Genomic DNA, 23,372 nt, shown 5'->3' with positions numbered 1-23,372 from the left:
ACTCACATCCAAAGTACGGGGCCTTACTGCTACAACTTTATACCTCTACCGCTACCCGCTGCAGCCCCGAAGCGGCGGGCAGCGCCCAATCGATAGGCACCTCTCCGCGTTCCCGTAAATAGGCATTGGCCTGCGAAAACGGCCGGGTGCCGAAGAACCCCCGATGCGCCGACAGCGGCGAGGGGTGCGGGGCACGCAGCACCAGGTGTTTGTTGCGATCGATAAAGGCGCCTTTCTTCTGCGCGTAGCTGCCCCAGAGAATAAACACCAGCCCTTCCCGCTGCTCCGCCAGTGCGTGTACGGCGGCATCAGTAAACTGCTCCCAACCGCGTCCCTGATGCGCACCGGCTTTACTCTCCTCGACCGTGAGCGTTGCATTCAGCAATAATACGCCCTGCTCCGCCCAAGGCTGCAGGCAGCCATGGTTGGGCGGCGCGATATCCAGATCGGATTGCAGCTCTTTATAGATATTCTGCAGTGAAGGTGGAATACGTACGCCAGGCATGACCGAAAAGCAGAGCCCGTGGGCCTGGCCCGCTCCGTGGTAGGGATCCTGGCCGAGTACGACCACCTTTACCTGATCGAAAGGTGTGGAATTAAAGGCGTTGAAAATCTGGCCACCGGGCGGGAAGATGTTTTTACCCGCCTGCTTTTCCTGCTGTAAAAACTGACGCAACTCTGCCATGTAGGGTTTGTTGAATTCCGATTCCAGCACCGAATACCAGCTCGGCTCTATTTTGACGGTGTGGGAATTTTGCATATTCGTACTTTCCGAAATCTTAAGCGCACGAGATGGATTCGCCTGGGGCTTATCCACCGTACAGGTTATTGAGGACGGTGAGGCTCTAAAGAACCTTGTGAATTTGCTGGCGCAATACCGGTACCACTTCCTCTTCAAACCATGGTCGACGCTTTAGCCAGAGGGTATTTCTCGGGCTCGGATGCGGCAGGGGAAACAGTTTGTGGGGCAGTGCATCGGCGAAGTGGCGCACGTTCTCGGTTATGCTGCCATACCAGTGTGGGAGATAGTAGCGCTGGGCATACTGGCCGATCAGCAGGGTCAGTTGGATATCGGGCAATTCCGCCAGCAATCGCGCGTGCCAGGTAGGCGCGCACTCCGGCCGCGGCGGCAGATCGCCGCCTTTGCCGCGGCCGGGATAACAGAATCCCATGGGGATAATGGCAACCTGGGAGGCGTCGTAAAAGGTTTCCCGATCTACCTGCAGCCAGTCCCGCAGACGGTCTCCGGACGGATCATTCCAGGGAATACCCGTCTCGTGCACCCGGGTACCCGGCGCCTGACCGACGATCAGGACTCTTGCGGAGCGGTCCGCACTCAACACCGGATGCGGACCGAGCGGCAGATATTCTTCGCACAGCCTGCAGGCGCGCACTTCTTCCAACAGCTTGATCAGCCTGCGATCACTCAAAATACGAACCACTACTCGGGATGTGCCAGCTGCATCAGCAGGCCGCGCCGATCATCCGGCGCGCTGACACGCCCCACACCGTTGTTGTCCAGCACGATAAAGATACCGGCATCATTGATTGCCAGCCCCTCAGCCTTGGCGTAGGTCCGCTCCAGGTAAGCCTTCTCGGGGGACTCTTCCACGTGACGATAACGGATACACCACTGGGCAGTCAGATTGTCGAACGAGCGTCGGCAGACTGCGTACGCGTTGCGCTCCAGGGTGTAGAGACCACCGCGATAAAAAGCGAGACCGGTTACATCTTCGGAGCGACCATAAAAGTCCAGGCCCGCACCCGGCAGGTCATGGTACTCACTTCCCTCAATGTCTCCGTCCCGAAGATGTAACAGACCACGGGGTTCCCGCTCCAGCGCAATCCAGAAATCGCCACCGACTTTAACTACTCCTTCGCTCTCGCCGTTGAACTTCTGCAGGTATCCATTTGCCCGCGCAGACTCTGACCACCTTTGTGGCAGCCAGCGGCCGCGAAGAGTTTCACCACTATACCGCTCACCCGACCCCGAAAACGTCACCAGACGATTATGACGCTCGCTCAGCAGGTAAACGCCATCTTCGTCACAGGTAATCCCTTCAAAGTCCATCCGCCCCTGAAAGTTCGCGTAGTGTATGGCACGCGTCTTCAGGGAAACGGGTTGATCCCGGGGCAGATCCGGTGGCGCAAACAGGGTCCGCTGCACCAGCGGCACCTGCTCCTGCCCGTTTTGCGGCAAAAGTCGGTAATAGCGGTCGGAAAATTTATCCGCAACTGCCAGCAACTCTCCATTGCAAAAGCTGAGACCCGAAATATCCAGGCCCTCGCTGCCATCAATCCACCAGCTGTTCAGCAATGTTGCGTCACTTACGGGTACCGTCTGAGCACCAGCCTGCGAGCACAACCCTAACATGGCGGCAACCAGACAACGGCACGACTTCAAAGTGAACAAACGGTACCCTCCTGTGCGTATCAATCGCGGAAATTGTTAAACTGCAGAGGCTGCTCCAGTTCCTTACCACGCAACATGGCGATGACCTGTTGTAGGTCGTCACGCTTCTTGCCGGTCACCCGGACCTGATCACCTTGAATAGAGGCCTGCACCTTCAGTTTCTCTTCCTTGATGATTTTAATGATCTTTTTTGACAGTTCTTTGTCGAGACCATTTTTCAGGGACACCGGGATCTTGACCTGCTTGCCGGACTGCTCCTCATCGCCCACTTCCATCGCCAATGGATCAATATCGCACTTGATCAGGGCCGCCCGCAGCATATCGACCATCTGGTGCACCTGCATATCGGACTCGGCGCGCAGCACCAGGGAGAACTCGGACATCTCTACTTCCGCGTCCACACCCTTGAAGTCAAATCGATTGGTGATGGTGCGGTTTACCTGATCCACCGCATTGGTCAACTGGTGTTTATCTACTTCGGATACGATATCGAATGAAGGCATAATCAGCTTCCTGTTCCTGTGATGACCCCTTCAACGGGGTTAGATTATTTCCAGACTTGCGACTGCACCTCGACGCTCTGCGCATCACTGGCCAGCCAGACCTGAGCATCCTGGATGGTGGCGTTCAGATCCATATTGCGTGCCGCCAGGCCGGCGAGTGCATCGCAGGTCTCCGGCGGCAGAAAAAATACATTCAGATTGCGGTAGCGCTGCACAGCGCTTTCCAGCTTCTGCCACCAAACCGGAGCAGTGCGTTGACCGTAGGCATAGACCGTCACCCGGTCTGCGCGGGCACAAGCTTTACGAATCCGGTCTTCAGCGGGTACACCCACTTCGATCCAGTGCTCGATCTCGCCGCTCAGGCTGTGTTGCCACAGATCCGCCTCATCATCGCTGGAAAGACCGCGGGTAAACGCCAGCTGGTCGTGGGCGTTCAGCGCGAAGGCCAGCAGACGCACCATCATGCGCTCGTCCGTTTCCGACGGGTGCCGGGCGAGGGTCAAACCGTGCTCGGCGTAATAATCCCGGTCCATATCCGCAATCTGCAGCCGGGCTTTGAAGATCGTCGCTTTAAGTGCCATTACATCCCTCAGGAAAAAAGACCTGCCTTGAGCCGCCGGATAGACGACTATTATTGTCAGGTTCGGAGCCAACAGGGATGAACGGTATGAGCGCTGCACCTGCAGGAAAACGTTGTTTCGGCCAGCACCGCGCCTGGCAGACTATGGTACTGATGCTAGTCATGGTTAGCCTCAGCGGCTGCGGCATCAATAACATCCCCACCTATGACGAGAACGTCAAGGCCAACTGGGCCCAGGTGCAAAACCAGTACCAGCGCCGGGCGGACCTGATCCCCAACCTGGTAAAAACCGTCAAGGCGTATGCCGCCCACGAACGGGAAACCCTGGAGGCAGTCACCGAGGCCCGCGCCAAGGTCAACTCCATGCAGGTGGACAGCAACATCATCAATGACCCGGCAAAGCTGCAGCAGTTCGAGGCGGCCCAGTCCCAGCTCAGCAGCGCCCTGTCACGGTTGATGGTCGTGGTTGAACGCTACCCGGACCTGAAAGCCAATCAGAACTTCCTCGCGCTGCAGTCCCAGCTGGAAGGCACCGAGAACCGCATCAGTGTCGCCCGGCGGGATTATATCGCCGCAGTGGAGCGCTACAACCGCGAGATCCGCACTTTTCCGGGGCGCATCTGGCACGCCGTCCTTTACAGCGACATGCCAATCCGCGATACCTTTGAAGCTACCAGCGAAGATGCGGAAAAAGCGCCGGAAGTCGACTTCCAATAGTCGTTAACCCAGAATCGCTCATCATTTTCGCCAGCGGGAGCACTTCATGCCGGTCCGACGGATCGCTCTGGTTATTGTGGCCTGTACCGCGCTGCTCTGGGCGGCACTGGCCACTGCCGACGTCAAGTTTCCGACCCTGTCCGGCCGGGTAGTGGACAATGCCAACCTGCTCAGCCAGAGCACCCGCTATCAACTGACGGAAATGCTCCAGCAGCAGGAAAAGCAGACCAGCAATCAGATCGTGGTGGTCACCCTGCCGGACCTCCAGGGGCTGACTATTGCGGAGTACGGTTACCAGCTCGGCCGCCACTGGAAAATCGGCCAGAAAGACAAAGACAACGGCGTACTGCTGATTGTCGCGCCTGCCGAACGCGAGGTCCGCATTGAGGTCGGCTACGGGCTCGAAGGTGCACTTACCGATGCACTCTCCGCCAACATCATCCATACCAAGATTCTGCCCCAATTCCGTACCGGCAATTTCGACGGCGGCGTGATGGCGGGTGTGGAATCCATTATCGCCGCGATCAAAAACGAATATGTGCCGGAACCCACGGAGGACAGCGGTGATCGGCGCCTGGCGATACTTGTAGGTCTTTTCCTGCTCCTGGTCATGCTGCAGATATTCGGTTCCTCGGTCTTGGGGGCACCGTCTACCGGGACTTATCGGCGCGGGCGCTATGGCGGCTACTACGGAGGCGGGGGCTTTGGCGGCGGAGGCTATGGGGGCGGATTTGGAGGCGGCGGATTCGGAGGCGGCGGTGGCGGCTTTGGTGGCGGCGGAGCTTCCGGTGGCTGGTAATACAATTTCCAATCGAATTCAGGTTCTTGCGACAACCCACAACAATGAACGGACACTCCAGATGTTGAATGCAGCTGAAAGGCGCAAGCTGGCAGAAACTATCAAGGAGGTGGAAAGCCGCACCGATGCAGAAGTGGTGACGGTACTTGCCCACCAATCAGATAATTATCTGTATATATCCACCCTGTGGGCGGCGTTTCTCTCCCTGCTTCTCGCACCGCTGATACAGCTTCTCCCCTGGTGGATAGAGTATTCGCAGGTCTTCACCCTGCAATGGCTGCTGTTTATTGCCCTCGCCGTACTTTTCCGCTGGCGCCGCCTGACCATGCTGCTGGTACCCAAAAAAGTAAAATTCTGGCGCGCGTCCAATCTCGCCCGACGCCAGTTTCTGGAGCATGAACTGCACAGCACTAAAAACCGGTTGGGGTTGCTGATATTCGTCTCCCAGGCGGAACATTACGTGGAGATACTTGCCGATCGAGGGCTGGCGGAGCAGATCACGGATGAAACCTGGCAGGAAGTGGTAGAGAATTTTATCCGCGAGATTAAAAAGAATAAGACACCGGGCGCGTTCATTCACTGCGTAGAACGATGCGGCGAGCTGCTCGAAGAGGCCGCGCCCGCCACAGTGATCAAGAATGAACTACCCAACCACCTTGTCGTTCTATAATCAGGCAACACGCGCCAGATCTGCACAAATCGCGAGGCCGCTCATATGTCGAAAAATCATCCGTCGCCGGGCACCTTCCCTGCCCGCAGTTTCGCCCTGATCGCGGCTGGGCTTATGGCCGTCGCGCTCATCGGCGTTACTTTTGCCTGGCCGGGCGTTGCGGAGCGAGCAGAAAGCAACAGCACGGACGGCAGTATCCCCAGCTCCGATGAAGAAAAGAACGCGCTTTCCATTCACCAGCGGGTTCAGCAACTGGAGTCCACACTGGAGCGAACCCTGAAAATCCAGGGCCAACTGCTGGAGTTGGTCAACGAACTGAACAGTAAAGTTGACCCTACATCCGAAGATCAAAGCACCCGCCATGTTTCCGCCACCCCGCCGCCCCGGGAGCACCGCCAGCAACATCACAATCGCGCCGTCGACCGTTTCCAGCGACAGCGGGAGCATCAGATCCGCACCTTAACAGAAGCCGGCTTCAGCCATGAACGCGCCAGTTTTATCGTCGACCGGCAAGAGCGGGTGTATTACGAGCAAATGCAGCTCTCCTACCAATACCGTTACCTGGAAGACAAAACGTCGCAGGAAGCGCGGGATTTGCAGGAGAAAATCCACACCCACAGCAATCCGCGCCGGGTGCTGGAACAGGAGTTAAGCAGCGAGGAATTCGACCGCTACCTGGAAGCCTATGGCGGGCGTACGGAGTTTCAGATTGGCGACTTACTGGAGGCCGCCCCCGCTTACCAGGCAGGACTGCGCCCCGGCGACAAGATCATTCGCTACAACAATCAGCGGGTTTTCCATATGGGAGATTTGCGCTCACAGGTCTACCAGGTAGCGCCAGGAGAAAATGTGGCAGTGGAAATCCAGCGCGACGGCAGCTCTTCCACCGAAACCATTTATATTCCCGCGGGGCCACTGGGCATTCGGGGGTAGACGACCCTGCCCCGAACAAAAAAGGCGATGCCCCGAACCGGGCATCGCCTTTTTTTTGCATCAATACCGTCGCAACTATTCTGCGGCGACTTCCGGACGCATATGCGGGAACAGCAGTACGTCGCGAATAGACGGCGAGTCCGTCAGCAGCATCACCAGGCGGTCGATACCGATCCCTTCACCGGCGGTGGGCGGCAGGCCGTATTCCAGAGCGCGGATATAGTCTGCATCGTAGTGCATGGCCTCATCGTCGCCCGCATCTTTTTCAGCCACCTGCGCCTGGAAGCGCTCGGCCTGATCTTCCGCATCGTTCAGCTCCGAGAAGCCGTTGGCGATTTCGCGGCCGCCGACGAAAAATTCGAAACGTTCGGTCACGAACGGATTGCTGTCGTCGCGACGGGCCAGCGGTGACACTTCGGTGGGGTATTCGGTGATGAACGTCGGCTGATCCAGGCGGTGCTCAACGGTCTTTTCAAAGATCTCGATCTGCACTTTGCCGAGACCCCAGATATCCTTGAGCGGTATCTCGAGCTTTTCCGCCACGGCGCGGGCGCTGTCGAGGTTGTCGATATCCGATGCGCTGAGCTCCGGATTGAACTTGAGGATGGAGTCGAACACGCTGATACGATCGAACGGTTTGGCAAAGTCGTAACTGCTGCCCTGATACTCGACGGTGGTGCTACCGAGGACGTCGGTACAGATACCGCGCAACATGGATTCGGTGAGGTCCATGAGGTCGTTGTAGTCCGCGTACGCCTGGTAGAACTCGAGCATGGTGAACTCGGGGTTGTGGCGAGTGGACAGACCTTCGTTGCGGAAGTTGCGGTTGATTTCGTACACGCGCTCAAAACCGCCGACTACGAGGCGCTTGAGATAGAGTTCCGGCGCGATACGCAGGTACATGTCGATGTCGAGCGCGTTGTGGTGGGTGACAAACGGACGCGCGGTGGCGCCGCCGGGAATGACCTGCAGCATGGGGGTTTCCACTTCCATGAAGTGGCTTTTGTTCAGGAAGCTGCGGATGTAGCTGATCACTTCGGAGCGGATGCGGAAGACGTCGCGGGATTCCGGGGTGGCAATCAGATCTACGTAGCGCTGGCGGTAGCGCATTTCCTGGTCGGCGATGCCGTGGAATTTTTCCGGCAGTGGGCGCAGGGCTTTGGTGAGCAGGCTGTACTCTTCGCAGTTGACGTAGAGGTCGCCTTTGCCGGATTTGTGCAATTTGCCTTTGACGCCGACGATGTCGCCGATGTCCCAGGTTCCCCATTGTTCTTTGATATCTTTTTGGGTGGTTTTGTCGGCGTACAGTTGGATGCGGCCGGAGACGTCCTGGATGACCATGAAGGGGCCGCGCTTGGCGAGGATACGGCCGGCAACGCTGGCGACGTTGTTTTCGCCTTCCAGTTCTTCTTTGGTTTTTTCACCAAACTCCTGTTGCAGGTCGGCGGCGAGGTGTTCGCGGCGGAAGCTGTTCGGGAAGGCGTTGCCCTTCTCGCGCATGGCGCTGAGTTTGGCGCGGCGCTCGGCGATCAGTTTGTTTTCGTCTTGCGGAGTTGGTGTGTTGCTCATGATCTATCACACGTATTGATGTTTGGAGTTTTGGACTTCGTAGCTTGTTTTGAGCTCTGTCTGGGCACCGTGGCGGTGAAACACCGGGTATCCCTTTTCGAAACCGCTGTTAATACATCCCTGTACGCTGCGGCGGCGACGTCCCTGTCGCCGACGCTTTCGAAAAGGGATACCCGGCGCTCCACCTTCGCTTCGAAGTAATTGGCTTCGTAAGTGAATAATGGAACCCGAATACTTGAGGTTATAGCCCGGCTTTCAGGCTCGCCTCAATAAACTGATCCAGGTCCCCGTCCAGCACTGCCTGACAGTTGCTAGTCTGGACGCTGGTACGCAGGTCTTTGATACGCTGATCGTCCAGAACGTAGGAGCGGATCTGGCTGCCCCAGCCGATGTCGGATTTGCTTTCTTCCAGCGCCTGCTTTTCCGCATTGCGCTTTTGCATTTCCTGTTCGTAGAGTCGGGCCCGCAGCATTTTCCACGCTTTGTCGCGGTTCTGGTGCTGGGAGCGTTCGCTCTGACAGGCGACGACGATACCGCTGGGTTCGTGGGTCAAGCGTACCGCGGAGTCGGTTTTGTTGACGTGCTGACCACCGGCGCCGGAGGCGCGATAGGTATCTTCACGCACCTGGGATTTGTCCACTTCCACTTCGAAGTTGTCGTCGATCTCGGGAGAGACGAAGACGGAGGTGAAGGAGGTGTGGCGGCGGTTGCCGGAGTCGAACGGGCTTTTTCGTACCAGGCGGTGTACGCCGGTTTCGGTGCGCAGCCAGCCAAAGGCGTATTCGCCTTCGAAGTGGATGGTGGCGCTTTTGATGCCCGCGACATCACCCGCGGAGGCTTCCTCGAGGGTGGTTTTAAAGCCGTGGGCTTCGCCCCAGCGCAGGTACATGCGCAGCAGCATTTCGGCCCAGTCCTGGGCTTCGGTGCCGCCGGAACCGGACTGGATGTCCAGGTAGGCGCTGTTGGCGTCGGTCTCGCCGGAGAACATGCGGCGGAATTCGAGGGTTTCCAGTTGCTGCTGGAGGCCCTCGAGTTCGCTGGCTACCTCGTTGACGGAGTCTTCGTCGCCCTCTTCCACTGCCATTTCGAGCAGTTCGCGGCTGTCACTGATGCCGCTGTCGAGGTTTTCGATGGTTTTGACCACGGCTTCCAGAGAGGCGCGCTCGCGGCCCAGGTCCTGGGCGCGGTCGGGATCCTCCCAGACGCTGGGTTCTGCCAGTTCCAGCTCGACTTCGGTCAGGCGTTCTTTCTTGGCAGCGTAGTCAAAGATACCCCCTGAGAACGTCGGTGCGTTCTTCGAGGTCATTCAATTGATTGAGAAGCGGATTGATTTCCATAGGGTCTGCGGGCTTCTGTCTGTTTAAGCGGCCGCGCATTCTACCTCAGGAAGGCGGCAGAATTAAGTGGCAGTCACTGGCGCTGATTCACGGGAATCTTGAGCATCTACAAGAATCGGCGCTAGAATGGCCTGACCAATATAAAGTTAATATCAGGCCAATTATTAGATGGAGCTGTCGTTATGGTGAGCCGCTTTCTCTCTTCCCGGCGTTTGACGAAACGCATCAGCCAAGGTGCAGCCTTGAGCCTCCTTACTCTGGTATCGGCTTCAGCGTGCGCCGAAAACGCCCGCTACGACGCTGTCGTGGGTACAGAGACGGACAGGGCGACCGCAACCGCGGTTTACCCAACGATCACCGCAGCCCTGTCGGCGGCACCGAGAAACGCCGATGACGCTTACACGATCTATATTCCCGAGGGCCGCTACGAAGAAAAACTGCTGATCGACAAGCCGAATGTCCACCTGATTGGTGCCGGCCGCGACAGCACGGTAATCACTTACGGGGACTATGCCGGCAAGGCCGACCCACAGACCGGAGAACCGATGGGGACGTTTGCGACCGCGACCCTGACCGTTGACGCGATGGACTTTCGCGCGGAGCACCTGACCATCGAGAACAATTTCGACTTTCTCGCCTCCGACGCCCTGGCCAAGGATCACACCGATAAGGTAAACGGTACCCAGGCAGTTGCTCTGGAAGTCAGTCTGAACAGCGACCGCTCGGCCTTTCGCAATGTTCGCCTGCTCGGTTATCAAGACACGCTGTTTGTACAGGCGGGACGCAGCTATTTCGTCGACAGTGTGATTGAAGGCAATGTTGATTTCATTTTCGGCGCGGGCCAGGCGCTGTTCGAAAACTCGGACATCGTCACCCGCCCCCGCGGCAGTAAACGCGCCAATGTGGGTTATGTGACCGCCCCAAGCACCGATATCAACAATGAGTTCGGCCTGGTATTTCTCAACAGCCGCCTGCTGAAAGCGGAAGGCGTTCCCGCCAACTCATCCCCGCTGGGCCGCCCGTGGCATCCCACCACCACTTTCCCCGACGGCCGCTACGCGGATCCGGATGCGATTGGTTCGGCGGTGTTCATCAACACTTACATGGACGACCACATCACCACCGATGGCTGGGCCTCCATGCGCGGCACCAGCCGTGACGGCACCAAAAGCACGGTGTTTACCCCGGAAGATTCCCGCTTCTTCGAGTTCCAGAGTCACGGACCCGGCGCAGAGCGCAACAGCAAGCGTCGCCAGCTGACGGAGAAAGAGGTCAGGCAATATTCCCGGGAACGGATACTGGCAGGTTGGGAACCGCCGTTCACTGCGGGAAGCTGATCGGTCACAGGGACATGGCCAGCGGTCTATTGGCCGCTGGCCAGTTGATTAAGGATCGCGCACTCGGGCGAGTCGTCACCGGTACAATTGTCGGCCAGTGCGCGCAAATTTTTGCGCATTTCCTGCAGCGTCTTCATCTGCGCTTCCACTTGCTGCAGCTTCTCCTCCACCAGAACTTTGGCATCGTGGCTGCGCCGTGCAGGATCCTGATACAGCGCGAGCAAGCCCCGCACTTCCTCGACGGAAAAGCCACAGGCGCGAGCGCGTTGAATAAACTGAAGCAGGGCCAGGTCAGCACTACTGTACTCTCGATACCCGTTCTCGCTACGGGATGGCACTATGAGCGCTACCGATTCATAGTATCGTAATGCTTTGGTGCTGAGCCCGGAGCGCCGGGCGGCTTGGGAAATATTCATGGGAAATCCCTCCAGCAATATTTGCTACTGGAGGATTTTCAGGGTTACCCCGGGGGTAAGGTCAACAGGTTTGTCGCGACTCAGTACTCTCTTGGCGCGGATGGCGGCACACTCGGGCAATCGGAAAATTCGTACTTCCCCGTTTTCGCAGGATCAAATCCCAGCTGCAGGGCGCTGTCGAGGAAACTCGCCGGAATACGGTGCAGCAACAGATTGCCGGTGGCACCACCGCAGACGCTGGGATACATGCGGTCGGTGCGTACCCCACAGCGGGATTCCTGTACCTTAATGCCGTTTTCCGCCAGGTGCTTGCCACTTTGCTCCAGGGACTTACCGCCCCCCTCACACTGGCGATCTCCCCGTGCCTCCTGAACCCAGATATTGGAATCACCTTGCACTGCCATCTTGCCCTCCTGCTTATCCGTCCCCGACACGGCGTCGCCTTTGCCGCCTGCGCCGCTGGCAGCGTCATTGCCACTACCATTCGCATCCGCCGAGGGTGTCGCGGACTCGGCTCCGGACTCAGGCGTCGGATCGACGTCAGAGTTGCCCCCTCGCCCATCACACGCCCATAGTGTACTCAGCAAAACGATTGCAAAGATTCCCCTGATATAGACGCCCATGTCTCTTGCAGCCATGCCTGTGTGTCCCGTATGTATATTCCAGTAGCCTACCCTGTCAGCTTAGCGCGAGCCAGCCCCCCACGCCCAGCATCAATGTGCCAGCGATCCGGTTTAACAGGCGGACATTCTCACCTCGATGCAAAAGCTTACTCAATGCACGACCACCGGACGCATAAATCAGCATACAGCTGAATTCCAGGGTCAGTATGATGGTTACCAGTACCGCAAGCTGGGGGAGCAACGGCGCTTGCTGATTGATAAACGGCGGCAGCAACGCGATAAAGAAAGCCCAGCCTTTGGGGTTTGCGACCGCCGTTACAAAACCCTGCACAGCCAATGCCACTGCGCTGACTTTTGCAGTGTTTTCACCACCTCCTTCCATCAGCACGAGACGACCGCGCGCACGCCACATTTGAATCCCCAAATAGGCAAGATAGGTAGCGCCAACATATTTAAACACCTGGAAAGCTGTCGGATGCTTCAACATCAGGGCCGCCAGGCCGAGCACTGCCGCCAAAGCGACAGTTGCCACACCAAGCAGCTCGCCCAACATCATCCACAGAGTACGTCGCACGCCAATACTCATCCCCAGAGTGAGCGCCAGCGTCATGCACATCCCCGGCGTAATGGAGACGAAAAAGAACGTGGGCACAAACAGTGCCAGTACGGATAACTCGATTGCGCCCATATTCAGTGGTGACTCCCGGCGTGGGTTCCGTAGCGGCTGAGCAGCATGCCAGAAAGCATCAGGCCGCACCCGAGCAGCTCGTAGCCGGTAAAGACTTCACTCAGAATCAGCCACCCCGCCAACAGGGCAAATACCGATTCCAGACTCATGATCACAGTGGCATGAGAGGTGGCCGCGTGACGCAAACCTAAAAGCTGGAACGTAAATGCCACCGCGGTAGAAAAAATCATCATGTAAGCGATTGGCCAGGCGGCATCTACCGCCCCCTGCAACGTCGCCTGCTCCACCAGCAGCGAAGCGAGCGCCGAGAACAGGCCACAGAAAAGAAACTGGATTGCCGCCAGCCGCAAGGCGTGATATCGACTTACCAGCCGATCTGCCGTCAGCACCTGGATGGCAAAGGCAAACGCGCCTGCGAACACCAGCAGATCGCCAATCATCTGCGACTCTTGAGAGAAATCCCCCAGCACATAAAGCCCCGACAATGCCAGCCCCATCCCGGCCCAGGTCCAGCGATTGGTCGCCAGCCCGAACGAGAGCCCGATCAGTGATACCAGCAACATTTCCATGCCGGAAATAAATCCGGCGCGGCCAGCACTGGTATAGACCAGCCCCCACTGCTGTAGCGCAGCGCCTAGGAACAGCCAGAAGCCCAGCATCGCACCGCCGCCCATACAGTCGCGCCAACGGCTTTTGACCGCAGCGCCCTTCTCCGGTGTTGCCACCTCACGGCGGGACGACAGCCAGTACACCAGCGGTATCAGAATCAGGCCACCGAGCAGGAATCGCCAGGCATTGAAGGCCAGTGGCGGCATATGTGCCATCGCCATTTTCTGTGGCACAAAAGCAATGCCCCAGAACAGGGCGGCACACAACAGTAACAGTTCGGCTTTTGCCTGCTTTTCTTTCATACAATCAGATCCAGGTACATCATTTCAGATTCGGACAAGCCGAACTCCGCTGAATCAACGGCGGATAGTCAGAGCGGCTCCAGGTGGCTGACCATCAATTGCAACGACTGGCGGCCGCGAAATTCATTGATATCCAGTTTGAAGGCCAGGCGCACCCGGTCCACCGCTGCCGGCCACTGATCCGTATCAATATTGAAGGCAATGGCGTCAATGGCCTGTTGCGGCGCAGCCGCCGGCGCCACGGTCATTTTCAGGTGACGCTCACCGACAATACGCTGCTGCAGCAACAGGAATTCACCATCAAATTCCGGTTCGGGAAACGCCTGCCCCCAGGGTGCGCAGGCGCGTAAGATGGCCGCGGTTTCCATGGAGAATTCTGCCGGTTGCAACTCACCATCAGAATCAATCACGGCCTGCAGTTGGGTTTCGGAAATTCTGCTGCGGACCGCCGCTTCAAAAGCATCGGTAAAAGCCGCCAGGTTTTCTGCCGGCAGGCTCAACCCTGCCGCCATGGCGTGACCGCCAAACTTGCTGATCAGGTGCGGGTGAGTGGCGGCCACATCGCTCAACGCGTCGCGAATGTGCAAACCGGGAATCGAGCGCGCAGAGCCTTTTACCAGGCCATTGTCCCCATCGGCGAAGGCGATCACCGGGCGATGGAATTTTTCCTTGATGCGACTGGCGAGAATACCGACAACCCCCTGATGCCATTCACCGTCGTAAAGACACAGGCTCCACGGCAATTCGGCGCCGTCCAGCTGCAGCTTTTCCAGTGCGGCCATGGCCTCCCGCTGCATACCGGCTTCAATGGCCTTGCGATCCCGATTGAGGCCGTCCAGTTCTGCCGCCAGTTCCCGCGCCTCCTGCGGATCCTGGGTCAGCAGACAGCGGATACCGGTGCCGATATCATCCAGACGTCCGGCGGCATTGATACGCGGCCCGAGGATAAAACCGATATCCGTAGTGGAAAGCCGAGACCGATCCCGCCCCGCTACATCCATCAACGCCTGGATTCCGGGGCGACAGCGGCCGGCGCGAATACGGGCGATTCCCTGATGCACCAGTACGCGATTATTCTGATCCAGCGGCACCAGATCTGCCACGGTCCCCAGCGCCACCAGATCCAGGTATTCCGCCATATTCGGCGCGGCAATACCGGTTTCCTCAAACCACCCCTGCTGTTGCAAGACGCTCTTCAGGCGACTGAGAAGATAGAAAATCACGCCGACACCGGCGAGGTTTTTACTGGGGAAATCGCAATCTGGCTGGTTGGGATTGACGATGGCATCTGCCTCGGGCAATTCACTGCCCGGCAGGTGGTGATCGGTCACGATGACTTTCAGGCCCGCCGCTCTCGCCGCGGCCACGCCCTCGATACTGCTGATGCCATTATCGACAGTAATCAGCAGGTCCGGGTTGTACTCCCGGGCGACCTCGACAATTTCCGGGGTGAGGCCATAGCCGAACTCGAACCGGTTGGGCACCAGAAAATCTACCGGCCCCGCGCCCAGGGCGCCGAGGGCCAGCATCGACAGCGTACTGCTGGTGGCACCGTCGGCATCGAAGTCGCCCACGATCAGGATTTTGTGCTGCGCGCGGACGGCCTCAACCAGCAGCCCAACAGCCTTTTCCACCCCGCGCATGGAAGCGGGGCTGTGTAGACGGGTCAGTTGATGATCCAGCTCGTCGTCACTGGTAACACCGCGCCCGAGCAGCACACGTTGCAGGATTTTCGGCGTAGCGGAAGTAAAACGGCCAGTGGACATATCCACTGGCCGTCGTCGAATAATCGCGTTCATGGCATCCGGTCGGTTCTGTATTGTCTGGCGAGGCCGGTACCCTACCGGCAGGTCGCTATTCTACAGGCCGCCGACGGCGACTCAAACCACTGGACTCAAACCACTGGACTCAAACCACTGGACTTAAACCAATGCGCGGGCGATAAAGTCGTGCACTGCCGACAAGTCGTTGTCCAGCACCTGCAAACGCTCCTCGCGTTGCATCAGATCCTGCATATGGTGTGGCAGCGGTACTTCCGTCCCGGGCAGGGCCTTGTCCACAGCTTCACTGAACTTCGCCGGATGTGCAGTGGCCAGACACACCATGGGTTCCGCCTTCGATTTGCGCGCACGGCGCGCCGCTTCCAGGCCGATCGCGGTGTGCGGATCCAGCAGATACTCGGTGGATTCGAATACTTCGCGAATCACTTCCACGGTGCGTTCGTCATCCACGCGCTCGGACGCAAACAGGTTGCGCGCCTTCTCCAGAACTTTGTCATCCAGCTTCAGCGGTGCACTGCGGTCTGCCAGCAGCTCAGCCACCGCCGCGCCATCGCGACCGTAGAGGTCGAACAGCAGCCGCTCAAAATTGCTGGATACCATGATATCCATACTCGGTGACAGACTGTGCACCAGCGGCTTGGGAGAGTGGTCATTGGCGCTGATACAGCGGTGCAGAATGTCGTTGGCGTTGGTGGCAATCACCAGCTGGTTGATGGGCAGCCCCATGCCCCGCGCCAGGTAGCCGGCAAAGATATCGCCGAAATTTCCGGTAGGTACGGAGAAGTTTACCGGCCGGTGCGGTCCGCCCAGGCTCAGCGCGGCGTGGAAGTAATACACGATCTGGGCCATGATCCGCGCCCAGTTGATGGAGTTCACCGCCACCAGGCGGCGACCATCCGGCAGGAAGGACTGATCCGCAAAACTGGCTTTGACCATATTCTGGCAATCGTCGAAATTGCCTTCCAGCGCGATGTTGTAGACATTGTCCGACAGCACCGTGGTCATCTGTTTGCGCTGAACCTCCGACACCCGGTTGTGCGGGTGCAGGATAAAAATATCGATATTGTCGCAGTGACGGCAGCCTTCGATGGCGGCAGACCCGGTATCTCCGGACGTCGCCCCCAGGACCACGACTTTCTCACCGCGTTTTTTCAGCAACAGGTCAAACAACTGACCGAGGAACTGCAGCGCAAAATCCTTGAACGCCAGTGTAGGCCCCTGGAACAGCTCCATTACCCACTCGTTGTGGTCGGTCTGCACCAGTGGAGCGATGGCCTTGTGACGGAAGTTGGCGTATGCGCGCGCAATAGCGCCGCGCATTTCCTCTTCGCTGAGGTCTTCGGCCACAAATGGCCACATAATACGAAATGCCAGCTCCTGGTAATCCAGCCCGGCCATTTCTGCGATTTCTTCGCGGCTGAATGTGGGCAGGCTTTCTGGAACGTATAGACCACCATCACTGGCAAGACCGGTGAGGACAGTGTCGGCAAAACTGAGAGACGGCGCGCGGCCGCGGGTGCTGATAAATTTCACAGTAACTCTGGTAGTTAGGCTCTGGTATTAGATACCTGGTTCTAAATTCTGGGAGGGGGATATGGCAGGCACGCCGGGCGCACCTGCCTGAATACTTCCGGGGAAAAGCCGGGCGATCAGCCCAGCGGTTCCACCCGAATACGGACCACGGGGCTCTGAATACTGTCCAGGGCCTCAATCTGGTTGACCGCTTCCTGCAACTGCGCTTCGCGGGCACGGCTGGTGAGCAGAACAACCGGTACCAATTCCTCACCTTCCGCCGGCTCGTGCTGGATCAAGGCTTCGATACTAATGCCCTGCTCACTGCAGATGGTGGCGACTTTCGACATCACCCCGGGCTTGTCGTACGCGGAAATTCGCATGTAGTAACTGGTCTCGGTATCCCCCATGGGCAATACCGCATCCAGGTTCCCCTGACTGCCCTGGGTCACGCCGGCCAGCGGCACCCGCTGATCCGGACGCGCATGCAGGGTGCGCGCCACATCGACGATATCTGCAATCACCGCAGATGCGGTGGCCTCTGCACCGGCACCAGCGCCATAGTACAGGGTTGGACCTACCGCATCACCGCATACTTCCACGGCATTCATCACCCCATTGACGTTGGCGATCAGCTGACGCTGGGGAATCAGAGTGGGATGCACCCGCAGCTCGACGCCCTCACCAGTGCGACGGGCGATCCCAAGATGTTTGATACGGTAACCCAGTTCATCGGCGTAGCGGATATCCTCTTTGGACACACCGCTGATGCCCTCGGTATAGACCTTGTCAAAAGCCAGCGGCATGGCAAAAGCCAGAGACGCCATGATCACCAGCTTGTGCGCCGCATCAATCCCTTCCACATCGAATGTGGGATCCGCCTCTGCGTAACCCAGCGCCTGGGCCTGGGCCAGTGCTTCTTCAAAGCTGCGCCCTTTTTCTCGCATCTCGGTCAGAATGTAGTTTCCGGTACCGTTGATGATCCCTGCCAGCCACTGGATACGGTTGCCCACAAGACCCTCACGCAGGGACTTGATGATCGGAATACCGCCGGCGACGGCGGCTTCGTAGGCGATGCTCACCCCTTTCTCGGCCGCTGCAGCAAACAGTTCGTTACCGTGCTCGGCGATCAGCGCCTTGTTGGCGGTGACCACATGCTTGCCATTGGCGATGGCAGCCAGGATCAGCTCTCGGGCAACGGTAGTACCGCCAATCAGCTCCACCAGAATGTCAATATCCGGGTTGCTGGCGACATCAAATATCTCACGGGTGATGTTGTGCTGGCTGGTATCACAGTCAGGATTGTCGCGACGGGCACCAATCTGTGTAATTTCCACCGGGCGGCCGCAACGCGCCGCAATCTCCTCGCAGTTGCGCGTCATGACATTGACCGTACCGCTACCTACAGTTCCCAAACCGCAGATACCAATACGCACTGCCGGTACCGAGCCGGTGGCAGCAGATTCTTCAGTGGCCGTTTCACGGGCCTTGGTGGCTTCGTCGGTGAATGCGCTCACAACTTCCCTCCGCGCATGAAATAAGTAGAGTTCCGCGCAATATCTGGCGGATAAATCAATAAAAGGTCGACAACCTTACTGAGAGAGCAGGGAAATTGTCAATTAAATTGCGCGGCAAGGCCAAAAAGCCTACACAAAAGTGGGAGCATGCGAGCGGGAAAGCGAAGCGGACGGGAAACCCGCCCGCCGCTCCATCAGATACCCAACGCCTTGGCAAGAGTATCCGGTGGAATATAGCCAGGCACCACGGTGCCGTCTTCAAGGATGATAGTCGGTGTGCCACGCACATCAATGGCCTCGTTGCCCAGCTTGTACTGCGCCGCGACCGGATTGTTCTTGCACACTTCAATGGGCACGTTTTTACGGTTCTTGAGATCCGTCAGCGTCTGATTCGGATCATCTGCACACCAGGCGGTGGCGATTTTACGATATCCCGCCGAGTTGATACCGGCACGGGGAAACGCCAGGTAGCGCACCTCAATACCGCGGCGATTCAGCTCGGGTACATCGTTGTGGAGCTTGCGACAGTATCCGCAATCCACATCGGTAAACACATAGACATGCGCCTTGGTCTCCCCCTTGGGAGAAAACACAATCATTTCGTCCTCGGGCTGACTCTCCATAACCTGTGCCCGGGAACGGCCACGACGCTGCTCGGAGAGATTAACAACCCCCTGTGGCGCCAACTGGAACAGGTCACCGGCGATGAAGTGGTTGCCATCTTTGGACACAAACAGCACATTGCCGCCCTGGGTATCCACCTCATAGAGCCCCTCCACCCGGCTCTCCCGCACCTCACCGATTGAGGCCTTGGGGTTACTGGCGGAGAGTTTCGCCTTGATCTGCTTGGCGACAGCCTGGTCCACATCCGCATGGACACCGGCCGCCAACAGCGTGCTGGCGATCAACGCACCCAGCGATTTGGAAAAAAACGTCATGGTTCAATTCGCTCCCAATTTATTCGTAGTTTGGACCCATCGGGTGGGGCACAGTTCCCGCCCAGTATGGCACCTCCCGAGTCGGTGATCCCTGTACCGGCGCAAATGTCTGCCATTATGGCGCGTTTTACCGCCATCTGCACAGCAGCCTTTCACAGGAGACAACGAACTTCTACCGATTGCCCCCTACCCAGGGTAAGACGCTTCATCCAGACATAAAAAAACCGGAGCCAGGGCTCCGGTTTTTTATTCTGCACTAAAGAGAACTCAGTTGAGCTTTTCTTTAATACGCGCTGCTTTACCAGTCAGGTCGCGCAGGTAGTACAGCTTCGCTTGACGCACGTCACCGCGACGCTTCACAGCAATGCTGTCAACCAGCGGGCTGTGGGTCTGGAAAGTACGCTCTACACCAACACCGTGAGAAATCTTACGCACAGTGAAGGAGGAGTTCAGACCGCGGTTACGCTTACCGATTACAACACCTTCGAACGCCTGCAGGCGCTCGCGGTTGCCTTCCTTTACTTTAACCTGAACGACTACAGTGTCGCCCGGTGCAAATTCAGGCAGTTCGGCTTTCAGCTGTTCCTGTTCCAGCTGCTGGATAATCTTGTTGGTCATTTGGAGTTCTCCAAAAGGGTTTATGTAGCCTCACGGCTAGATCACCGGATTACTCTCGCCTCCCGGCGAATCCGATATTAACACTTACCTCCCGGCAACTCCTGCAGGAATTCCTCCAGCAGTTGCGACTGTTCGGGAGTCAACGCCAGCTTCTCCAACAGGTCGGGCCGACGCTGCTGCGTGCGCCCCAGGGCCTGTTTGAGTCGCCAGCGGCGAATTCTTTCGTGGTTACCAGAGAGCAACACTTCCGGTACCGAGATGCCCTGAAATGCTTCCGGGCGAGTGTAATGCGGGCAGTCCAGCAACCCCTGAGCGAATGAGTCTTCCAATGCCGACTGATCATGACCCAGCGCCCCGGGGATAAACCGGGTAATGGCATCGATCACGACCATTGCCGCAAGCTCTCCGCCACTCAGGACATAGTCACCAATGGACCACTCTTCATCCACCAGGGTTTCAATCACCCTCTCATCGACACCTTCGTAACGACCGGCCAACATGACCAGGTTACCGGAGTCGGAAAGCGCCTCTACGCCCGACTGGTCGAGCTGACGCCCCTGCGGAGACAGGTAGATCGTCTTTGCCTCAGCGGTTTCCTCTGCCCAGTTCCGGGCCTCGGTCAACGCCTGGGTCAACGGTCCCGGCAGCATTACCATACCGGGTCCGCCGCCGTAGGGACGATCATCGACAGTGCGGTGACGATCACTGGTGAAATCCCGGGGATTCCAGCAGCGAACCTCAAGCAGCCCGTCTTTGACCGCGCGCCCACTGATCCCGAAATCGGTCAGCGCGGCAAACATCTCCGGAAAGATGGTGACCAGCGCTATGCGCTTGGCCGACATCAGAACTCCGGATCCCAGTGTACGGTGATCTGGCGGGCTTGCAGGTCCACCGAGGCGATAAACTCACCTGGAAGATAGGGAATCAACCGCTCGCGATCATCCTCCCCGCCCCGCACCACCATGACATCGTTGGCACCGGTTTCCATCAGTCGCACGACCTCACCGAAGCGATACTCGCGACCTTCGTACTGGCTCACCACCTGCAGACCCTGTAGCTGATGCCAGTAAAATTCACCTTCGTCGAGCTGCGGCATCTCAGTCGCAGAAACCGCGACATCGCGCTGGCAGAACTGTGCAGCCAGGTCGCGATCATCAACACCTTTGATATGGACAATCAGGCCCTTACCGTGCCGCTTGCCCGCATCAATTTCCAGCGGCTGCCAGCCGCCTGAACCACTCGACTTGGGATTCTGCAACCACCACTGGTTGAATTGCAGAATATTTTCCGCAGGCTCAGTGTAGGAATGCACCTTTACCCAGCCACGGATACCGTATACAGAGGTAAGACGTCCGACAGTGACCAGTTCCGCACGCTCTGCCGACAAATCAGCCACAGCTCTTACCTCCCTCACACACGTGTGATCAGGCAGATTCTTTCAGCAGCTTGCTGACGCGGTCAGACACCTGTGCGCCCTGACCCACCCAGTACTCTACGCGTTCGCGGTCGATGCGCAGGCGCTCTTCCTGGCCACGGGCGACCGGATTGAAGAAGCCAACGCGCTCGATGAAGCGGCCGTCGCGAGATTTGCGGCTGTCAGTCACGGTCAGGTGATAAAACGGGCGCTTCTTCGCACCACCACGAGCCAAACGAATGGTTACCATGTAGCTATCCTGTAGTTTCAACACTTACCGGTCACGAATATTGACCGGAACATTTCCGCCTCTCGGCGGTAATCCGGGCCCCGCCGAAGCAAAACCCGTTTCAAATCAAACATCAGCGGCGCACAGGCCCGCTGAAAGGCGGCGTATTCTAATGCACCCCCCCGTGTTTGTATAGCGCAATCGTCTGCTATCCATCCCCAGGGGGTTCACCCACTAAAACCGTCTCTGACGGCGCCGGCAAGGCGTTACTTTTTACGGAAACCGGGAGGCAGGCCACCGGGCATTCCACCGCCGCCCATACCGCCCATTCCTCCGGCACCACCGGAACCTCCGCCCATGCCAGGCAGCCCGCCCATGCCGCGCATGAGCTTGCTCATGCCGTTACCCTTGAGCTTCTTCATCATCTTGCCCATTTGCTTGTGCTGCTTGAGCAAGCGATTGAGATCCTGGATCTGGGTACCGGAACCGGCCGTAATACGGCGCTTGCGCGAACCGTTCAGCAGCTCGGGGTTGCGACGCTCTTCCGGGGTCATGGAGCCAATGATCGCATCCATCCGACGGAACTCTTTGCCCATATCCGCACTCTGAGCCGCCTGAGCGAGCCCTCCCATCCCCGGCATCTTGTCCATGAGGGCACCCAGTCCCCCCATGTTCTGCATCTGCTGCAGCTGGTCTCGCAGATCCTCCAGATCAAAACCTTTACCCTTGCGGACCTTCTTGACCAGTTTTTCCGCTTTGGATTTATCAATCGTCTGCTCGGCCTGCTCGATCAGCGACAGGATGTCGCCCATACCGAGAATCCGGGACGCAATACGATCCGGGTGGAAAGTTTCCAGCGCGTCGGTTTTCTCGCCGACACCGATAAACTTGATGGGCTTGCCAGTCACATGCCGCACAGAGAGCGCCGCACCGCCGCGGGCATCACCGTCCGCCTTGGTCAGAATGACACCGGTCAGCGGCAACGCATCGTTGAAGGCGCTGGCCGTATTCACGGCGTCCTGACCAATCATGGCGTCGATAACGAACAGGGTCTCGACCGGATCCAGCACACCGTGCAACTCGCGAATCTCGTCCATCAGCTGCTCATCGATGTGCAGGCGGCCTGCAGTGTCGACAATCAACACGTCAGCAAACTGCTTGCGCGCAGCATCCATGGCACCGCGGGCAATATCTACCGGCTTTTGATCCGCTTCAGATGGGTAAAATTCGGCACCCACCTCACCGGCGAGGGTTTCCAGCTGCTTGATAGCCGCGGGACGATAGACGTCCGCACTCACCACCATGACCTTTTTCTTCTCCCGCTCTTGCAGGTATTTGGACAGTTTGGCCACGCTGGTGGTCTTACCCGCCCCCTGCAGGCCGGCCATCAAGATCACCGCCGGCGGCTGCACCGCCAGATTCAGCGGCTCAGCCGCCTCCCCCATCACCTTGACCAGCTCATCTTGCACAATCTTGACGAACTGCTGACCCGGGTTGAGCGCCTTGCTGACCTTCTGACCAACGGCGGCAGTACGCACCTGCTGCACAAACGCTTTGACTACCGGCAACGCCACATCCGCTTCCAGTAGCGCTTTGCGCACTTCCCGCAGAGTATCGCGGATGTTTTCGTCGGTCAGCCGCGCCTTGCCTGTAACCTTCTTAAGCGCGGACGATAAACGATCACTCAGGCTATCGAACATATCTCATTCTCGGTCGAAATTTGATCTCTGAAACTTGATCTCTTGATCTCTTCTAAGGGACCTGGAGCCCCAAAAACGCGGCAGTATAGCTTAGTGTGATGCCAGGTACTAAGCCGATCTGCCCAAGACCCACATCTCCCCTCCGGTCTTGCCCGCGCTGCGGGCGT

25 protein-coding genes are annotated in these 23,372 nt (G+C 58.0%); 5 read left to right on the top strand and 20 right to left on the bottom strand.

Annotation, left to right across the window (positions count from 1 at the left end; all coding sequences use genetic code 11):
* Positions 1-37: 37 nt before the first annotated feature.
* The 5 genes from ung to LPW13_RS05120 form a co-directional block, all read right to left on the bottom strand.
* Complete coding sequence (ung, locus tag LPW13_RS05140; RefSeq protein WP_230438360.1) at positions 38-760, bottom strand: uracil-DNA glycosylase; 723 nt, start codon at positions 758-760, stop codon at positions 38-40.
* Positions 761-845: 85 nt separating this feature from the next.
* On the bottom strand, positions 846-1,430 hold the full coding sequence (locus LPW13_RS05135) for a uracil-DNA glycosylase family protein (RefSeq protein ID WP_230438359.1): 585 nt from the start codon (positions 1,428-1,430) through the stop codon (positions 846-848).
* A gap of 11 nt (positions 1,431-1,441) precedes the next feature.
* Complete coding sequence (locus tag LPW13_RS05130; protein WP_230438358.1) at positions 1,442-2,317, bottom strand: hypothetical protein; 876 nt, start codon at positions 2,315-2,317, stop codon at positions 1,442-1,444.
* 116 nt (positions 2,318-2,433) lie between these two features.
* Positions 2,434-2,916 (bottom strand): YajQ family cyclic di-GMP-binding protein, encoded by a 483-nt coding sequence (locus LPW13_RS05125; protein ID WP_230438357.1) that lies wholly within the window; start codon positions 2,914-2,916, stop codon positions 2,434-2,436.
* 44 nt (positions 2,917-2,960) lie between these two features.
* Positions 2,961-3,497 carry a YaeQ family protein gene (locus LPW13_RS05120; protein WP_230438356.1) on the bottom strand — a complete coding sequence of 179 codons (537 nt, stop codon included), beginning with the start codon at positions 3,495-3,497 and terminating at the stop codon, positions 2,961-2,963.
* Between the two features lie 86 nt (positions 3,498-3,583).
* On the opposite strand from LPW13_RS05120, the gene LPW13_RS05115 reads away from it, so the two are divergent.
* The 4 genes from LPW13_RS05115 to LPW13_RS05100 all read left to right on the top strand — a co-directional run bounded on the left by LPW13_RS05115 (position 3,584) and on the right by LPW13_RS05100 (position 6,615).
* Positions 3,584-4,213: a LemA family protein gene (locus LPW13_RS05115; RefSeq protein WP_230438355.1), complete on the top strand. Its 630-nt coding sequence runs from the start codon at positions 3,584-3,586 to the stop codon at positions 4,211-4,213.
* Positions 4,214-4,259: 46 nt separating this feature from the next.
* Complete coding sequence (locus LPW13_RS05110; RefSeq protein WP_230438354.1) at positions 4,260-5,012, top strand: TPM domain-containing protein; 753 nt, start codon at positions 4,260-4,262, stop codon at positions 5,010-5,012.
* A 61-nt stretch (positions 5,013-5,073) separates the two neighbouring features.
* Positions 5,074-5,682, top strand: a complete 609-nt coding sequence (locus LPW13_RS05105; protein WP_230438353.1) for a TPM domain-containing protein — start codon at positions 5,074-5,076, stop codon at positions 5,680-5,682.
* 45 nt (positions 5,683-5,727) lie between these two features.
* Positions 5,728-6,615 carry a PDZ domain-containing protein gene (locus LPW13_RS05100; RefSeq protein WP_230438352.1) on the top strand — a complete coding sequence of 296 codons (888 nt, stop codon included), beginning with the start codon at positions 5,728-5,730 and terminating at the stop codon, positions 6,613-6,615.
* A gap of 75 nt (positions 6,616-6,690) precedes the next feature.
* Here LPW13_RS05100 and lysS read toward each other — a convergent pair whose 3' ends face one another.
* Complete coding sequence (gene lysS / locus LPW13_RS05095) at positions 6,691-8,184, bottom strand: lysine--tRNA ligase (protein ID WP_230438351.1); 1,494 nt, start codon at positions 8,182-8,184, stop codon at positions 6,691-6,693.
* 241 nt (positions 8,185-8,425) lie between these two features.
* Positions 8,426-9,521, bottom strand: a protein-coding gene (gene prfB, locus LPW13_RS05090; RefSeq protein WP_230438350.1) for a peptide chain release factor 2 whose coding sequence is annotated in 2 segments (ribosomal slippage) — positions 8,426-9,448 and positions 9,450-9,521 — 1,095 coding nt in all. Because the reading frame shifts where the segments join, the coding sequence is not laid out codon by codon here.
* 242 nt (positions 9,522-9,763) lie between these two features.
* Between prfB and LPW13_RS05085 the strand changes: the two genes are divergently transcribed.
* Positions 9,764-10,858: a pectinesterase family protein gene (locus LPW13_RS05085; RefSeq protein ID WP_230438349.1), complete on the top strand. Its 1,095-nt coding sequence runs from the start codon at positions 9,764-9,766 to the stop codon at positions 10,856-10,858.
* 26 nt (positions 10,859-10,884) lie between these two features.
* Here the strand turns inward: LPW13_RS05085 and LPW13_RS05080 are convergent, their stop codons facing one another.
* The 13 genes from LPW13_RS05080 to ffh form a co-directional block, all read right to left on the bottom strand.
* Entirely contained in the window at positions 10,885-11,274 is a 390-nt protein-coding gene (locus LPW13_RS05080) for a MerR family DNA-binding protein (RefSeq protein ID WP_230438348.1), read from the bottom strand.
* A gap of 80 nt (positions 11,275-11,354) precedes the next feature.
* Positions 11,355-11,912, bottom strand: a complete 558-nt coding sequence (locus tag LPW13_RS05075) for a hypothetical protein (protein ID WP_230438347.1) — start codon at positions 11,910-11,912, stop codon at positions 11,355-11,357.
* A gap of 40 nt (positions 11,913-11,952) precedes the next feature.
* Positions 11,953-12,585, bottom strand: coding sequence for a LysE family translocator (locus LPW13_RS05070; protein ID WP_241292352.1), 633 nt, complete (start codon positions 12,583-12,585; stop codon positions 11,953-11,955).
* Between the two features lie 2 nt (positions 12,586-12,587).
* Positions 12,588-13,496 (bottom strand): DMT family transporter, encoded by a 909-nt coding sequence (locus tag LPW13_RS05065; protein WP_230438345.1) that lies wholly within the window; start codon positions 13,494-13,496, stop codon positions 12,588-12,590.
* A gap of 68 nt (positions 13,497-13,564) precedes the next feature.
* Entirely contained in the window at positions 13,565-15,295 is a 1,731-nt protein-coding gene (gene recJ, locus LPW13_RS05060; RefSeq protein WP_230438344.1) for a single-stranded-DNA-specific exonuclease RecJ, read from the bottom strand.
* 123 nt (positions 15,296-15,418) lie between these two features.
* Positions 15,419-16,810: a threonine synthase gene (gene thrC / locus LPW13_RS05055; protein ID WP_230438343.1), complete on the bottom strand. Its 1,392-nt coding sequence runs from the start codon at positions 16,808-16,810 to the stop codon at positions 15,419-15,421.
* Between the two features lie 116 nt (positions 16,811-16,926).
* Positions 16,927-18,171, bottom strand: a complete 1,245-nt coding sequence (locus tag LPW13_RS05050; RefSeq protein WP_377563749.1) for a homoserine dehydrogenase — start codon at positions 18,169-18,171, stop codon at positions 16,927-16,929.
* Between the two features lie 329 nt (positions 18,172-18,500).
* The gene (locus tag LPW13_RS05045) at positions 18,501-19,244 is read right to left on the bottom strand and encodes a DsbC family protein (RefSeq protein ID WP_230438342.1); all 744 of its coding nucleotides are present in this window, start codon (positions 19,242-19,244) and stop codon (positions 18,501-18,503) included.
* A 267-nt stretch (positions 19,245-19,511) separates the two neighbouring features.
* The gene (gene rplS / locus LPW13_RS05040) at positions 19,512-19,862 is read right to left on the bottom strand and encodes a 50S ribosomal protein L19 (RefSeq protein WP_230438341.1); all 351 of its coding nucleotides are present in this window, start codon (positions 19,860-19,862) and stop codon (positions 19,512-19,514) included.
* A gap of 77 nt (positions 19,863-19,939) precedes the next feature.
* Positions 19,940-20,704, bottom strand: a complete 765-nt coding sequence (gene trmD, locus LPW13_RS05035) for a tRNA (guanosine(37)-N1)-methyltransferase TrmD (RefSeq protein WP_230438340.1) — start codon at positions 20,702-20,704, stop codon at positions 19,940-19,942.
* Positions 20,704-21,249: a ribosome maturation factor RimM gene (rimM, locus tag LPW13_RS05030; protein WP_230439151.1), complete on the bottom strand. Its 546-nt coding sequence runs from the start codon at positions 21,247-21,249 to the stop codon at positions 20,704-20,706. Before rimM ends, trmD begins: the two co-directional genes overlap by 1 nt.
* A 37-nt stretch (positions 21,250-21,286) precedes the next feature.
* Positions 21,287-21,526: a 30S ribosomal protein S16 gene (gene rpsP / locus LPW13_RS05025; protein ID WP_091506882.1), complete on the bottom strand. Its 240-nt coding sequence runs from the start codon at positions 21,524-21,526 to the stop codon at positions 21,287-21,289.
* 245 nt (positions 21,527-21,771) lie between these two features.
* Complete coding sequence (ffh, locus tag LPW13_RS05020; protein ID WP_230438339.1) at positions 21,772-23,205, bottom strand: signal recognition particle protein; 1,434 nt, start codon at positions 23,203-23,205, stop codon at positions 21,772-21,774.
* Between the last annotated feature and the right edge of the window lie 167 nt (positions 23,206-23,372).

Origin of the sequence: Microbulbifer celer (assembly GCF_020991125.1) — a bacterium.
GTDB classification, from domain to species: Bacteria; Pseudomonadota; Gammaproteobacteria; order Pseudomonadales; family Cellvibrionaceae; genus Microbulbifer; species Microbulbifer celer.
The sequence above is the reverse complement of the archived record's forward strand: the minus strand, read 5'-3'. Positions and strand labels throughout refer to the sequence as shown.